At 70.2% G+C, this 13770-nt stretch carries 11 protein-coding genes; 10 read left to right on the top strand and 1 reads right to left on the bottom strand.

The window, feature by feature from the left end; all coding sequences use genetic code 11:
* Positions 1-141 precede the first annotated feature (141 nt).
* The 7 genes from ASE14_RS10965 to ASE14_RS10935 all read left to right on the top strand — a co-directional run bounded on the left by ASE14_RS10965 (position 142) and on the right by ASE14_RS10935 (position 8908).
* Complete coding sequence (locus ASE14_RS10965; protein WP_235511239.1) at positions 142-1962, top strand: ABC transporter substrate-binding protein; 1821 nt, start codon at positions 142-144, stop codon at positions 1960-1962.
* Between the two features lie 89 nt (positions 1963-2051).
* Entirely contained in the window at positions 2052-3095 is a 1044-nt protein-coding gene (locus tag ASE14_RS10960) for an ABC transporter permease (protein ID WP_082600548.1), read from the top strand.
* Entirely contained in the window at positions 3092-4018 is a 927-nt protein-coding gene (locus tag ASE14_RS10955) for an ABC transporter permease (protein ID WP_235511234.1), read from the top strand. Before ASE14_RS10960 ends, ASE14_RS10955 begins: the two co-directional genes overlap by 4 nt.
* 2 nt (positions 4019-4020) lie before the next feature.
* Complete coding sequence (locus ASE14_RS10950) at positions 4021-5745, top strand: ABC transporter ATP-binding protein (protein ID WP_056654612.1); 1725 nt, start codon at positions 4021-4023, stop codon at positions 5743-5745.
* 7 nt (positions 5746-5752) lie between these two features.
* Complete coding sequence (locus ASE14_RS10945) at positions 5753-6850, top strand: C45 family peptidase (protein WP_056654611.1); 1098 nt, start codon at positions 5753-5755, stop codon at positions 6848-6850.
* Entirely contained in the window at positions 6847-7674 is an 828-nt protein-coding gene (locus tag ASE14_RS10940) for a serine hydrolase (protein WP_235511231.1), read from the top strand. The genes ASE14_RS10945 and ASE14_RS10940 overlap by 4 nt, the downstream gene beginning before the upstream one ends.
* 13 nt (positions 7675-7687) lie before the next feature.
* Positions 7688-8908 (top strand): peptidase C39 family protein, encoded by a 1221-nt coding sequence (locus ASE14_RS10935; RefSeq protein ID WP_056654610.1) that lies wholly within the window; start codon positions 7688-7690, stop codon positions 8906-8908.
* A 7-nt stretch (positions 8909-8915) separates the two neighbouring features.
* On the opposite strand, the gene ASE14_RS10930 is transcribed toward ASE14_RS10935, so the two are convergent.
* Complete coding sequence (locus ASE14_RS10930; RefSeq protein ID WP_056654609.1) at positions 8916-10052, bottom strand: M20/M25/M40 family metallo-hydrolase; 1137 nt, start codon at positions 10050-10052, stop codon at positions 8916-8918.
* Positions 10053-10178: 126 nt separating this feature from the next.
* Between ASE14_RS10930 and ASE14_RS10925 the strand changes: the two genes are divergently transcribed.
* The 3 genes from ASE14_RS10925 to menC are packed head-to-tail and all read left to right on the top strand — an operon-like array spanning position 10179 to position 13770.
* Positions 10179-10991 (top strand): hypothetical protein, encoded by an 813-nt coding sequence (locus tag ASE14_RS10925; RefSeq protein WP_157372941.1) that lies wholly within the window; start codon positions 10179-10181, stop codon positions 10989-10991.
* Positions 10988-11701: a MurR/RpiR family transcriptional regulator gene (locus ASE14_RS10920; RefSeq protein ID WP_235511229.1), complete on the top strand. Its 714-nt coding sequence runs from the start codon at positions 10988-10990 to the stop codon at positions 11699-11701. The genes ASE14_RS10925 and ASE14_RS10920 overlap by 4 nt, the downstream gene beginning before the upstream one ends.
* Positions 11698-13770, top strand: coding sequence for an o-succinylbenzoate synthase (menC, locus tag ASE14_RS21215; protein WP_082600546.1), 2073 nt, complete (start codon positions 11698-11700; stop codon positions 13768-13770). The genes ASE14_RS10920 and menC overlap by 4 nt, the downstream gene beginning before the upstream one ends.

Genomic DNA, 13770 nt, shown 5'->3' with positions numbered 1-13770 from the left:
CGTTGTTGACTATTCATCTCCTCATCATGTTCTCTTGCTAGAGATCCGAGTTCTGCATCACATGTCCGACTCCATCAGCGAAGGAATATGAAACGTATGCGTGCTACATCAGCCCCCAGAAACGGAGCGGCGCGACGAGGGTTGTCCACCGCCGTCGCCGTTTCCCTCGCGGCGTGTCTCGCGATCGGCCCGGCCGCGACCTCGTTCGCGGCACCGGTCGTCGCCGAGGCGAGCCCCGCAGCGTCGGCGAGCGCCGACGCGAAGACCCTCCGCATCGCGACCGCCGGCTTCGTCGACACCTTCAACCCGTTCATCTCGATCTACCTGACGCCGACGAACATCATCCGCTACGTCTACGAGAGCCTCGTGCAGAACGATGCCGAAGACGGTTCGCCGACCGAGGGCCTCGCGGAGAAGTGGGAGGCGAGCCCCGACGGCATGACCTGGACCTTCACGCTGCACGAGGGCATGAAGTGGTCCGACGACGAGCCCATCACCTCGGCCGACGTCAAGTACACGTACGAGTCGATGATGAACGACCCGATGCTCGGCACCGCCAACGGCAACCTCGTGGCGAACTTCGAGAGCGTCGAGACGCCCGACGACCTCACCGTCGTCATCAACCTCAAGACGCCGCAGGCGCCGAACCCCGGCACGGAGATCCCCGTGGTCCCCGAGCACATCTGGTCGGAGGTCGACGACCCCACGACCTTCATGAACGACGCCGACGTCGTCGGGTCCGGGCCGTACACGCTCGAGAGCTACTCGGCGAACCAGTCGATCTCGCTGAAGGCGAACCCGAACTTCTGGCGGGGTGCGCCGAAGATCGACGGCATCCAGTACATCTACTACACGAACTCCGATGCGCAGATCCAGGCGCTGCGGGCCGGCGAGGTCGACCTCGTCACGGGGCTCACCGACACCCAGATGGGAGCACTCGAGGGCGAAGAGGGCATCACGACCCACGCCGGTACCGGCCGACGCTTCACCTCGATCAGCGTGAACGCCGGAGCTGAGACGCCCGAGGGCGTCCCGTACGGCACGGGCAGCCCCGTCCTGAAGGATCTGGCGGTGCGCGAGGCGATTCGTCTCGGCATCGACCAGGAGTCGCTGCTGAAGAACGTGCTCGGCGGATACGGCGCTCTCGCGACGAGCTTCATCCCGATCGCGTTCGAGAAGTGGCACCTGCCCGACGACGACGCCGCCATCGTCTCGTTCGACCCCGACGCGGCCATGGCCAAGCTCGATGAGGCCGGCTGGGTCGCCGGCGCCGACGGCATCCGCGAGAAGGACGGCAACCGGCTCTCGGTCCGCCTGCTCGCCGACGCCGAGGACATCGTCGAGATGTCGGCGTCCGAGTATCTCGTGCCCTGGATGGCGGACATCGGCATCGAGCTGAAGCTCGAGACCACCGACAGCGACACGATCTCGGACCGTACGGCCGTCAGCGACTACGACCTCTACTTCTCCGGGTGGAGCGTCAACCCCGACCCCGACTACCAGCTCGGCATCAACCTGTGCTCCTCGCGGCCCGACGCCGAGGGCAACGGCGCCACGAGCCAGGACGGCTACTGCAACCCCGAGTTCGACGCCCTCTACGCCGAGCAGCACTCGGAGCTCGACGAGGCCAAGCGCGCCGAGCTCGTGCACGACATGCTGCGCATGAACTACGAGGACGTCGCGCAGATCAACCTCTGGTACGGCCAGTCGCTCGAGGCCTACCGCTCCGACCGCTTCACGGGCTTCACCACGCAGCCCGCTGACAACGGCATCATCGCGAACCAGGCCGGCTACTGGGGCTACTACACGGTGGAGCCCGTCTCCGACGAGGCCTCGTCCTCGACGGGCGACTCCGGTCCGGGCGCCGGCCTCTGGATCGGCCTCGGGGTGCTCGTGGTCGCCGCCGGTGTCGTCGCGATCGTGATCGTGCGACGCCGCAAGACCGCGGGCGACCGCGAGTAGCGTTCGACGCACTGCCCGGTCGGGTGCCGCGATCCGCGGGACCCGACCGGGCATCCCGGTCGGCGCAGGAAGAAGGAGGACGGAGCGCAATGACAGACACGATCACCCCCGTGAACGCGGAGGTGCACGACGAGAAGCTCGCTGAGGAGTCGCCGACACGTTCGTCGTTCCTGAGCTACTTCGGCACCAAGCTCGGCGGGGCGCTCATCAGCCTCGTCATGGTCGTGCTGCTCGGCTTCTTCGCCTTCCGGGTGCTGCCGGGCGACCCCGTGCGGCGCATCGCGCAGGAACGACCGATGAGCCCGGAGCAGATCGCGGAGCTCCGTCGGCAGTACGGCCTCGACAAGCCCGTCACCCAGCAGTTCCTCGACTACCTCGTCAACATCTTCACCGGCAACCTCGGCGAGAGCTACGTGTACCGCACCCCGGTGAGCGAGCTCATCGGGCAGTACCTCGGCCCGACCCTCCTCCTCACCGGTACCTCTGCGATCATCGCGATCGCGCTCGGGCTCTGGCTCGGCCAGCGCGCCGCCTGGCGGAACGGCTCGCTCTTCGACAAGATCGCGACCGGCACCTCGCTCACGCTGTGGTCGGTGCCGACGTTCTGGCTCGCGCTGATCCTGCTCATGATCTTCGGCGGCACCCTGCGCTGGTTCCCGACGGGCGGCATGGTCAGCCCCGGCGTCGAGCCGGGCACCTTCGCCTACGTCGTCGACGTCGCCCGCCACATGGTGCTCCCCGTGGTCACGATGGTCGCGGTGGTCTTCGCCCAATACCTCATGGTCATGCGCGCGTCGCTCCTCGAGGAGAAGTCGTCCGACTACCTGACGACCGCGCGCGCCAAGGGCCTGCGCGACGACCTCGTGCGTCGCCGGCACGCGGTGCCGAACGCGCTGCTGCCCACGGTCACCCTCGTCTTCATGCACATCGGCGGTCTCGTGGCCGGCGCCGTCACGGTCGAGACGGTCTTCTCCTGGCCCGGTCTCGGCAAGCTCACCTACGAGGCCATCAGCGGCCCCGACATGCCCCTGCTGCAGGGCACCTTCGTCGTCTTCTCGACGATCATCATCGTCATGAATCTCATCGCCGACCTCATCTATCGGCAGCTCGACCCGAGAGTGAGGCGCGCATGAGCACCACCGAACAGGCGCGGCCCGTCGCCCAGATGACGACCCGGCAGGTCGCGAGCCGCCGGCGCCGAGCGTCCGCCGCGAAGCTGTGGCGCGAGTTCCGGTCGAGCGCCTCGGGCATGTCGGGGCTGGTCTTCCTCGGCGTCGTGATCCTCCTCGCGATCCTCGCCCCGGTCATCGCCGACCGCTCGCTGCTCGACGTCACCCAGCTCACCGACCAGCCGCGCTTCGCGCCGCCGTCGTGGGAGCACCCGATGGGCACCGACCACCAGGGTCGCGAACTGTGGGTGCGCATGATCTGGGGTGCTCGCACCTCGCTCCTCGTCGGCGTCGCCGCCACGGCGATGTCGATGGTCATCGGCACCCTCGTGGGCATGGCCGCCGGCCACTTCACCGGGGTCACCGGCGGCATCATCATGCGATTCGTCGACTTCTTCCTCGTGCTGCCCTCGCTCGTGCTCGCCATCGTGCTGTCATCGGTGCTGAGCCGGGGCGTGCTTACGATCGTGATCGCCATCGGCGTGACGTCGTGGGCGGCCACCGCCCGACTCGTGAGAGCCCAGACGCTCGCGGTCGAGGCCCGTCCCTACGTCGAGCGCTCCCAGGTGCTCGGCGCGGGGCACTGGCACATCATCGGCAAGCACCTCTTCCCCGCCGTGCTGCCGCTCGTGCTCGCCAACACGACGCTCACCGTCGGCTCGGCGATCATCGCCGAATCGACGCTCGCCTTCCTCGGCCTCGGCGATCCCACCCAGCAGTCATGGGGCACGATCCTGAAGGACTCGATGGACGTCTCGGCCGCGACGAGCGGCTACTGGTGGTACGTCGTCATCCCCGGTCTCGCGATCGTGCTCGTGGTGCTCGCATTCACCCTCGTCGGGCGTGCGTTCGAAGCCATCGTGAACCCCACCCTGAGGAGCCGTTGAGCATGCCGGATCTCGTTTTCGACGACGTTTCCATCACGTACCGCACTGCAGCAGCGCGAGGCCGCGGCGACATCGCCGCCGTGCGCAACGTGAGTCTCTCGCTGCCGGCCGGCGGCACACTCGGCATCGCCGGCGAGTCGGGCTCCGGCAAGTCGACGCTCGCGATGAGCGCGCTGCGGCTGCTGCCCGACAACGCCGTGATCGACGGCCAGGTGCGCGTCGGCGACCGCAGCGTCGCCGAGCTGAGCTTCGGAGAGCTGCGCGCCCTGCGCTGGTCGGAGGTCGCGATCGTCTTCCAGGGGGCGATGCACTCGCTCAACCCCGTGCGCACCGTCGGCCAGCAGATCATCGAGGCCCTCGAGCTGCACGTGAAGGACGGCTGGCGCACCGCCGAGGCCCGCAAGGCGCGCCTCGCGGAGCTGATGAACCAGGTCGACCTGCCGATCGCGAAGGCGGCCGCCTATCCGCACGAGCTCTCGGGCGGCCAGAAGCAGCGCATCATGATCGCGATGGCGCTCGCGTGCGAGCCCGACATTATCGTCGCCGACGAACCGACCACCGCACTCGACGTCATCGTGCAGGGCCAGATCCTCGAGGTCGTGAAGGACCTCGTGACCCGTCGGGGCATCTCGCTCCTGATGATCAGCCACGACCTGTCGGTGCTCGCCACCGCGTGCGAGCGCATCGCCGTGATGCGGAACGGCGAGCTCGTCGAGGTCGGCGAATCGCAGCAGGTCTGCACCGAGCCGCGCGAGGCCTATACGAAGCAGCTCGCCGACGCCTTCCCGACGATCGGCGACCCGGCCTCGCGGCTGAAGCCGGTCACGCGGCGCACCGAGTCGGTCGTGACGGGCTCGATCGACGCGATCGGCGCAGCGGATGCCTCGGCACCCGTGCACGAGCCGACGAAGGGTGGCGCGGGGGCGACCGACGAGGTGCTGCTCGAGGCGCGCAACCTCAGCGTGACGTTCCGTTCCCGCGGCAAGACCGTTCGAGCCGTGCGAGGGGTCGACCTCTCGTGCCGTCGCGGCGAGATCGTGGCGCTCGTCGGCCAGTCCGGATCGGGCAAGACCACGCTCGCCCGCACGCTCCTCGGTCTCGAGGCGCCCGACCACGGCGGGCAGGTGCTCTTCCGCGGCAAGCCCCTCGGGCGCTCGACGAAGCGGCTCCGCGAGTTCCGTCGTCAGGTGCAGCTCATCCTGCAGGACCCGTCGGCGGCGCTGAACCCGAAGCTCAGCGTCTACGAATCGGTGGCGGAAGGGCTGCGGATCCAGCGCTTCCCCGGCGACGAGCGCGAGCGGGTCGCCGTGAGCCTCGAGAACGCCGAGCTCACGCCGCCCGAGCACTACTTCGAGGCCATCCCGCACGAGCTCTCGGGCGGGCAGCGCCAGCGCGTCGTGATCGCCGGCGCCCTCGCGATGACTCCGCAGATGCTCATCGCCGATGAGCCCGTCGCCTCGCTCGATGCCTCCGCGCGCGGGGAGATCCTCGCGCTCATGCTCCGGCTCCGCGACGAGCTCGGTCTCTCCGCACTCGTCATCACGCACGACCTCGGGCTCGCCTGGAACATCGCCGACACGGTCGCCGTGATGTACCACGGCGAGATCGTCGAGCGCGGTGCGACCGAGACCGTGCTCCTCGACCCGCAGCACGAGTACACGAAGAAGCTGCTCGCCGCGGCCCCGAAAATCGTGGGCCGCGAGGGCGTGCTCGCGGCGGCCCAGTGATCCGCACGTGACCGTCCACGAGAATCCTCCCGTCTCCGGCCTGCCCTGGGTCGTCGTGGCGGGCGACCGCGAGACGGTCTTCCGCGAGCTCGGTGCGCACTTCGCCGAGCGCATCCGCGACATCCGAGCCCGCTCCGACGCGCAGTGGGCGAGCCTCATGACCCGCGTCGAGCAGGAGGTCGTCGGCGAGCGGATGCGGCGCATCGAGGCGTCCACGCGCCGGCTCTGCCCCGTCGAGTCGCGTGAACTCGACCTCCTCGCCGAGGGCGCAGGCGTGCCCGCGTTCGACCTCTGGGTCTACAACCTGCGTGGCGACCTCGGACGGGACGGCACCGGTTGCAGCGACGTGTCGCTCGCGACATCCGGCACCCTCGTCGTCGGCCACAACGAGGACGGAGCCGGCGACTCCGCTGCCGATGTCTGCCTGGTCACCCTCGTGATCGACGGCGACCCGAGCGTCACGGTCGTGTGGTATCCGGGCTTCCTGCCGGCCAACTCGTTCGTCGCGACCGGGGCGGGCACCGTGTGGGGGCTCGACCACCTACCGGTCGTCGACCCCGACACGAACGGTGCAGGGCGCCACTTCGTCGCCCGTCATGCGCAGCGGAGCCACTCGGGCCGTGAGGCGATCGAGCGCGCCATGTCGGTGCCATGCGCCGGCGGGTTCTCGTTCAACGTCGGCGACCGCGAGAGCGGCCGAGCCGTCATGATCGAGAACGCCGCGGGAGTCGTGGTGGTCCGGGACGCCTCGGAGGCGGCGCCCTGTCTCTGGCACACGAACCACCTCCGGTTCGTCGGCGAGCCGCGGCCCGGCATGCAGCCCGCGCCGAGCGACGAGTCGCTCGTCGAGAGCCGCACGCGAGGCGACCGCCTGCGCGGGCACCTCGACGGGCGGCGCGACGCCGTGCTCGACGCGTCGTCGGTGTTCGACGCGCTCCGGTCCGATGGCGTGCTGAACCGCTCGAGCGGGCTCTGGACCTTCGCGACGACGGTCGCGGACCTGGGGAACGACCGGATCGTCGTGCAGGGGCGGGACGCCCCGGCGACCATGGGGCTCTCGGCCTTCGCCGCCGGACGAGAGCTGGAAGCCGAGGCGCCGGTATGAACGACGACGGAACGGGGGCGGGCATGGAATTCGCGACAGGCTCCGGCATCACCTGGTCGGCCAAGGCGGTCGATCTCGACTCCGGCGACGTGCTCTTCGAACAGGGCGAGCACCTCGCCCTCGACACGGCGAGCATCGGCAAGGTGTTCCTGCTGCACGCGGTGCTCGAACTGGAGCAGCGCGGAGCGCTGCGCCTCGACGAGCCGGTGACCCGGCGCCCGAGCGAGTGGATGGACAACTCGGGTCTCTGGTACCTGCTGCAGGCCGACACGCTCAGCATCTACGACCTCTGCGCCCTCATCGGCGCGGTGAGCGACAACGCGGCGACCAACACGATGTGCCGGCGAGTCGGCCTCGACGCGGTGCACGCGTCGACCGAGGCTCTCGGCTACACCGACTCCTCGCTCGACGACATCGTGCGCTGGCCGATCCCCACCGGTTTCCCGCCGAACCTCTCGACCGGCAGCGCCCGAGAGCTCACCGACTTCGTCGGGCGCGTCGCGAAGAACGAGGTGCTGTCCGAAGCCGGTTGCGACACGCTGCGCCGGTGGCTCGGCGCCGGCATGGACTGCTCGATGGTGGCGTCGGCGTGGGGCCTCGACCCGCTCGCCCACTACTTCTACGACCGAGACATCTGGATGTGGAACAAAACCGGCACGACGAGCCGGGTCCGTGGCGACGTCGGCGTGGTGATGTCTCCGGAGCGTCGCGTGGCGTACTCGGTGCTCGCGAACTGGGAGCGGGGTTCCGACCACCGCGACGAGGCGCTCGCGACCATGCGCGACGCCGGAGCGGTCATCCGCGACCACCTGCTGCACGGCTGAAGAGAGGAAACGGATGGCGCGGCACGTGCAGTTCGGCGCGGTGCACTCGGCTGAGGGATTCGCCCGCGGGACGCATGCGGGCACCGTCGTCGACGACGCAGGGCGGCTGCGGCCCGCCCGGTCGGACGAGTCCGTCGCGGTGGCGGCACCGTCGTCGCGGTGGATCTCCGATGCCGTCGAGGTGGGGTTCCCGGCGACCGAGGCGATCCTCTCGTGGCATGCGATCACCCCGCCGGGCACCTGGGTCCGACTCGAGTTCAGCGCTCGGCGCGCCGACGGGTCGTGGACCGCGTGGTTCGTGCTGGCACGGTGGTCGGAGCACGACGATGCTGCAGCGGCCGCCCGGCGCACGACGGTGTCCGGGCAGCGCGACGCCGATGCATCCGTGCACGCCGACACCTTCGTGGCCGCCGAGGGACGCGCCTTCATGGCGTACCGGATCCGTGCGACCTTCGCCCGCGACGCGGGCGACGCCGACGCGTCGCTCGTCACGTTGGGGGCGATGGCCTCGGCGCTCGACGACGCGGATCCGGACGATGGCGCGGCTCCAGGCGGGCGCGGCGGCATCGACACGTTCGACACGTTCGACGCGCCCGAAGCGCCCGGCGCTCGTGGCATCGCGCTCGACGTGCCGCGGTTCTCACAGCAGCTGCACCGCGGCGCCCACCTCGAACTCGGGGGCGGTGGCGAGGCCTGGTGCTCCCCGACCTCGACGGCCATGGTGCTGGGCTTCTGGGATCGCCTGCCGTCCGCCCGCCTCCTCGCCGGCATCGCCGCGCCGAACGGCGACCCGCAGGTCGTCTGGGCGGCGGCCGGGTGCTTCGACCACGACTACGGCGGCACCGGCAACTGGTCGTTCAACGCGGCGTTCGCCGCCGCCCACGGGCTCGAGGCGTTCGTCACCCGGTTGCGCTCGCTCGACGAGGCCGAGCGATTCATCGCCGCCGGCATCCCGCTCATCGCCTCGGTGTCGTTCACCCGCGACGAGCTCCCCGAGGCGGGCTATGTGACTGCGGGCCACCTGCTCGTCATCGCGGGATTCGCGGCGAACGGCGACGTCGTCGTGAACGACCCGGCGGCGCCGGAGAACGCGGCCGTGCGGCGGAGCTATCCGCGAGCGGCCTTCGAGCGGGCCTGGCTGCGCAGCGTCGGCGGCAGCGGCGGGGTGGTCTACGTCATGCGCCCCGCCGAGGTGCCGCTGCCGGCCGCCCCCGGCGAGGAGCGCAACTGGTGAGCGGGGTTCAGCGCGCGAGCACCGCGGTGAGCAGCTCGATGCGCTCCCGCAGCGACGAGAGCAGCATGTGCTCGGTCACCGCGTGGGCGCCGCCGCCGCGGGGGCCGAAGCCGTCGATCGTCGGGACGCCGAGGGAGCCGACGAGGTTCGTGTCGCCGGCGCCGGCAGCGGGTCGGCCGTCCGCCGACTGTCCGAGGGCGGATGCCGCGCGCCCGACCTCGTCGAGGAGCGCCACGTCGCCGGCGCCCGCCTGCCATGCCGGACGGCTCGTCAGGATCGTCGCCCGCACGACGGCGCCGGCTCGCATCGGCGCGAGCCGGGCGAGTGCGCCGAGCACGTGCCGCTCCGCTTCGCCGTCGACGAAACGGAGTCCGATCTCGGCGGAGGCGGAGTCGGGCACGACGTTCGCCCTCGCGCCGCCGCTGACGGTGCCGACGTTGCAGAGCACGGGCGAGATCGCGGATGCCTCGGCGACGAGTTCGCGCACGACGAGGAGCTGGTCGACGAGCTCATCGATGGCCGAGACGCCGTTCCCGGGATCGAGCGCCGCGTGGGCCGCCCGTCCCTCGATGTCGAGCCGAACCCGCGTGCTGCCCGCGCGACCGACCTTGAAGGCCCCGTCGGGGTGCGGCGACTCGAAGCCGATGACGCCCGCGACTCCGGCGAGTTCGCTCCGCACGAGGTCCTGCGAGGTCGGGGACCCGACCTCCTCGTCGCATGTGATGAGGATCCGCACCGGACGCCTCGGCCGGTCCTGCAGGATCTCGAGCGCCGTGAGCATCGTCACGAGTCCGCTCTTCATGTCGAAGACCCCCGGCCCGCGCACGACGTCGCCGTCGACCGACCATGGCACGGTGCTCTGCAGTGTGCCATGGTCCCACACGGTGTCGGAGTGGCCGAGCAGCATGATCGGGGCGTCATCGCTCGTGCCGGGAACCTCGATGACGAGGTGCGTGCCGGCATCGGTGACGACGGTGCGGAGCTCGCTCGCGAGTGGTTCGAACCACCCCGCGAGCACCTGTGCGATGCGTGCACTCGCCGCCGCGTCGAACGAGGGCGTCTCGATGGCGACGAGCTGCTGCACGCGACCCGGCACCGAATGCCACGCGGCATCCACCGCCGCCTCGACCTCTGCTGGCGTCATGGTGCTCCTTGTCGAAGATATGAACCATATGCTAGCAACCCACCCGCGCGATGGTCGACAAATTTCGCATTCAAGCGCGGACGGTCGGCTGGACTCGACAATTATATGAATCGTATAATGAACGTTGTGACCGAGAAGCAGGCGCGAGACCACGGGGTCGAATCCCTCAGCACCCACGACCTGTCGAGCTACGAGGACTTCCGGCAGGCGAGCGCGCTCTACCGACGGGTCTTCGACTACTCGTCCGAGGAGCTCGCCCTCAACAGCAACCTGCTGAGCGCGCTCGTGCGGAACGGCGGATCGGCGGTCGGTGTGCGCGACGGCGCGGGCGAGCTCATCGGCTTCGCCTACGGATTCCTCGGATCGGACGCGTCGGGGCTCTTCCACTACTCCCAGGCGGCGGTCGTCGAACGACGCGCCCAGAGCCGCGGCGTCGGCAGGCTGCTCAAGCTGCGCCAGCGCGAGGTCGTGCTCGCCTCCGGCGTCTCGACGATGCGCTGGGCGTTCGATCCCGCGCTGGCGCGAAACGCGCACTTCAACTTCGACACCCTCGGGGCGCACAGCGCCGCATTCGTGAGCGACTACTACGGGCGTCCCGGCTCCGACCGGCTCCTCGTCGACTGGCCGCTCGCCGCCGGCGCCGATCCCTACGCGTCGATGCGGAGCGAGCACCCCCCGGCCTCGCTCGCGGGTGCCGAAGCGGGTGCGCCGATCGCGCACGGGGCCGGCCGATGGGTGGTCATCCCGGTCGGCAAGGGGGAGGACCAGGGCCCCGAGACGGCCGCGGCCGAGGCGCCCGACGCCGAGACCGCGCGCCTGCACGACACCATGCTGGAGCTGCACGAGCAGGGCTTCGTGCTCGTGAGCTGCAAGCGCGTCGACGCGAACATCTCTGCGTACCTCGCCGTGCCTGCGGCAGCAGGCGGGGGAGAGCGATGACGATGCTGGATCGCAGCGGCGAGCGGCTCGAGCACGAGCAGTTCGAGCACGAACTCAATCGCACATTGAGCTCGCCCGAGGCTCGCTTCGGCGTGCGCCTGCGCAAGAACCTCTCGGCCGAGGGCCTCCAGGACCGCGTCATGGAGAGCGAGGCGGCGTCGCTCGAGAGCACCTTCGCGCACCTCCGCGCGAGCGCCGCCGTGCCGCAGGCCGCCGCGATCATCCTGGGGTCGCGCCGCAAGTTCATCGCGGGCGCGGGCAAGTCGGCGGCCTACGCCGCGCTCCTGAACGCCGATCTCGCGGCGACCGTGCCGAACGTCTACCTCATCGACGGGCACGCGCTGAACCCGCTCGACGTGCTCAGCGATGTCCGCTCGACCGACGTGCTCATCCTCTTCTCGTTGCGTCGCTACCGTCGCGAGACCGTCACGCTCGGCCGACTCTTCAGCGAGGCAGGGGGCCAGCTCGTCGTCTTCACCGACAGCGAGGACGCGCCGCTGGCCGCCTTCGCGACCTCGCTGATCGTGCTGCAGACCGGCTCGGCGTCGTACGCCGACTCGCCGACCTCCGTCGCGGCCGTCTGCCACCTGCTCAGCACGCTGACGACCGCGAGCGCGAAGGGGGCGCGTCGACGGCTGGCGACCCGCGACGAGCTCAACGCCGAGATGGACCTGTACTTCGACCACGGAAACGACGAGGACGCACCATGAGGGTCACCCGCATCGAACTCTTCCAGGTGAACCTGCCCCTCGTGCACGGCTTCCAGACGAGCTCGCATCGCAAGACCGGGCTCGAGCACATCCTCGTGCGCTTCACCGACGTCGACGGCGCAACCGGGTGGGGCGAGATCGCCTCGCCGAGCGACCCGTACTTCACGGCCGAGACTACGGAGACCGCGTGGTCGGTCGCGACCCGCTACCTCGTGCCGCGCGTGCTCGAAGCAGAGTGGGAGCACCCGGGCGAGGTCGACACGCTCTGGGCGAAGATCCGCGGACACGAGTTCGCGAAGGCGGGCTTCTCCGGGGCTGCGTGGGACCTCTGGGCGACCTCCAGCGGCATCCCGCTGGCCGATGCGATGGGCGGTACGCGCACCGAGGTCGAGGCCGGCGTCTCGCTCGGCATCGAACCGACCATCGACGAACTGCTCGCGCAGGTGGCCGCGCAACTCGACGCCGGGTACGGCCGGGTGAAGCTCAAGATCGCCCCCGGCTGGGATCTCGATCCCGTGCGCGAGGTGCGACGTGCGTTCCCAGACCTCCTCCTCCATGTCGACGCGAACGGCGCCTTCGCGAGCGACGATGACACGCTCACCCGGTTCGCCGGCTTCGACGCCGCTTCGCTCAGCATGATCGAGCAGCCCTTCGCGCCCGGCGACTTCGTGGGTCACGCCCGCCTGCAGCAGCGCATCGAGACGCCCGTCTGCCTCGACGAGTCCATCGTCCGCCTCGACGACCTGCAGACGATGCTCGCGCTCGGCGCCGGCCGGGTGCTGAACATCAAGGTCTCCCGCATGGGCGGCCTGACCGTCGCCAAGGCGGCGCACGACCTCGCCGGCTCCGAGGGCATCCCGGTCTGGTGCGGCGGCATGCACGAGTTCGGCATCGGACGCGCAGCGAACCTCGCGATCTCCTCGCTCGAGCACTTCAGCTACCCCTCGGATGTCTCGGGATCCGACAAGTACTACGCGCGTGACGTGATCACGCCAGCGGTGATCGCCCGTGACGGCGTCGTGAGCGTGCCGACCGCTCCCGGCATCGGATACGACGTCGACCTGGCCTGGATCGAGCAGAACCTCGAGCGTCGATTCGACTCCTCCGGAGAGCGCGAGGAGGCCGTGGCGGATGCCGTGCCGCGCGCGTCAGCCGCACGGAACACGCCGACCGCGGCGGGAGCCGGGGCATCCGCTGCCGTGCTCATCATGGTCGACGACGCCGCAGAGGGCGGGCCGGTCGTGGAGACCCCGTTCCGCCGTGCCGACGTCGACGCGCCGCAGCTGAACGTGCGCGACCTGAGCGCGACGCGCGGCGACGGGATCTTCGAGACGCTCGGCGTGCACCGCGGTCGGCCGCAGGCGATCGAGGATCACCTGCTGCGGTTCCGCCGTTCCGCGGCGATGCTCGACCTGCCCGCGCCGAAGCTCGACGTGTGGCGCGATGCCATCCACGCCGCGATCGCGGCGCACGACAGCCCCGCCGACGGCTTCGTCAAGTTCGTGATGACCCGCGGCGTCGAGGGGACCGGCCTGCCGGTGGGCTGGGTCTACATCGCCGATGCCGACGACTTCACCGTGCCGCGCGAACGGGGCGTCGCCGTCGTCACGCTCGACCGCGGCTACCGGCACGACGTCACCCGCACCTCGCCGTGGCTGCTGCAGGGGGCGAAGTCGCTGTCGTACGCGGTCAACAAGTCGGTGCTGCGAGAGGCGGCGCGCCGCGGTGCCGCCGACGTCATCTTCACGAGCGTCGACGGCTTCGTGCTCGAGGGGCCGTCGTCGACGGTGCTGCTGCGGTTCGGAGACCGGTTCGTCTCACCGCCGAGCGAGGACGGCATCCTCGCTGGAACGACGCTCGCGAGCGCGATCGAGATGCTCGCCGCACTCGGCCACGAGACGCACCGGGAGCCCGTGCGCGTCGAAGCGCTCACCCGGGCCGACGACATCTGGCTGCTCTCGAGCACCCGCTCGGCGGTCGCCGTCGCGGAGCTCGACGGCGTGCAGCGCGCCTTCGACGCCGAGCTGACGGCCCGGCTCCAGACCCACCTGATCTCCCGAGAGCACTGA

The organism is Agromyces sp. Root81 (genome assembly GCF_001429165.1).
In the GTDB taxonomy this organism is placed as follows: domain Bacteria; phylum Actinomycetota; class Actinomycetes; order Actinomycetales; family Microbacteriaceae; genus Agromyces.
The sequence above is the reverse complement of the archived record's forward strand: the minus strand, read 5'-3'. Positions and strand labels throughout refer to the sequence as shown.

Bases quoted from the DNA above. Each gene is read 5' to 3' on its own strand.
- ASE14_RS10955 (WP_235511234.1), top strand. From the start codon at position 3,092: ATGAGCACCACCGAACAGGCGCGGCCCGTCGCCCAGATGACGACCCGG.
- ASE14_RS10950 (WP_056654612.1), top strand. From the start codon at position 4,021: ATGCCGGATCTCGTTTTCGACGACGTTTCCATCACGTACCGCACTGCA.
- ASE14_RS10920 (WP_235511229.1), top strand. From the start codon at position 10,988: ATGACGATGCTGGATCGCAGCGGCGAGCGGCTCGAGCACGAGCAGTTC.
- menC (WP_082600546.1), top strand. From the start codon at position 11,698: ATGAGGGTCACCCGCATCGAACTCTTCCAGGTGAACCTGCCCCTCGTG.
- ASE14_RS10930 (WP_056654609.1), bottom strand. From the start codon at position 10,052: ATGACGCCAGCAGAGGTCGAGGCGGCGGTGGATGCCGCGTGGCATTCG.
- ASE14_RS10935 (WP_056654610.1), top strand. From the start codon at position 7,688: ATGGCGCGGCACGTGCAGTTCGGCGCGGTGCACTCGGCTGAGGGATTC.
- ASE14_RS10960 (WP_082600548.1), top strand. From the start codon at position 2,052: ATGACAGACACGATCACCCCCGTGAACGCGGAGGTGCACGACGAGAAG.
- ASE14_RS10940 (WP_235511231.1), top strand. From the start codon at position 6,847: ATGAACGACGACGGAACGGGGGCGGGCATGGAATTCGCGACAGGCTCC.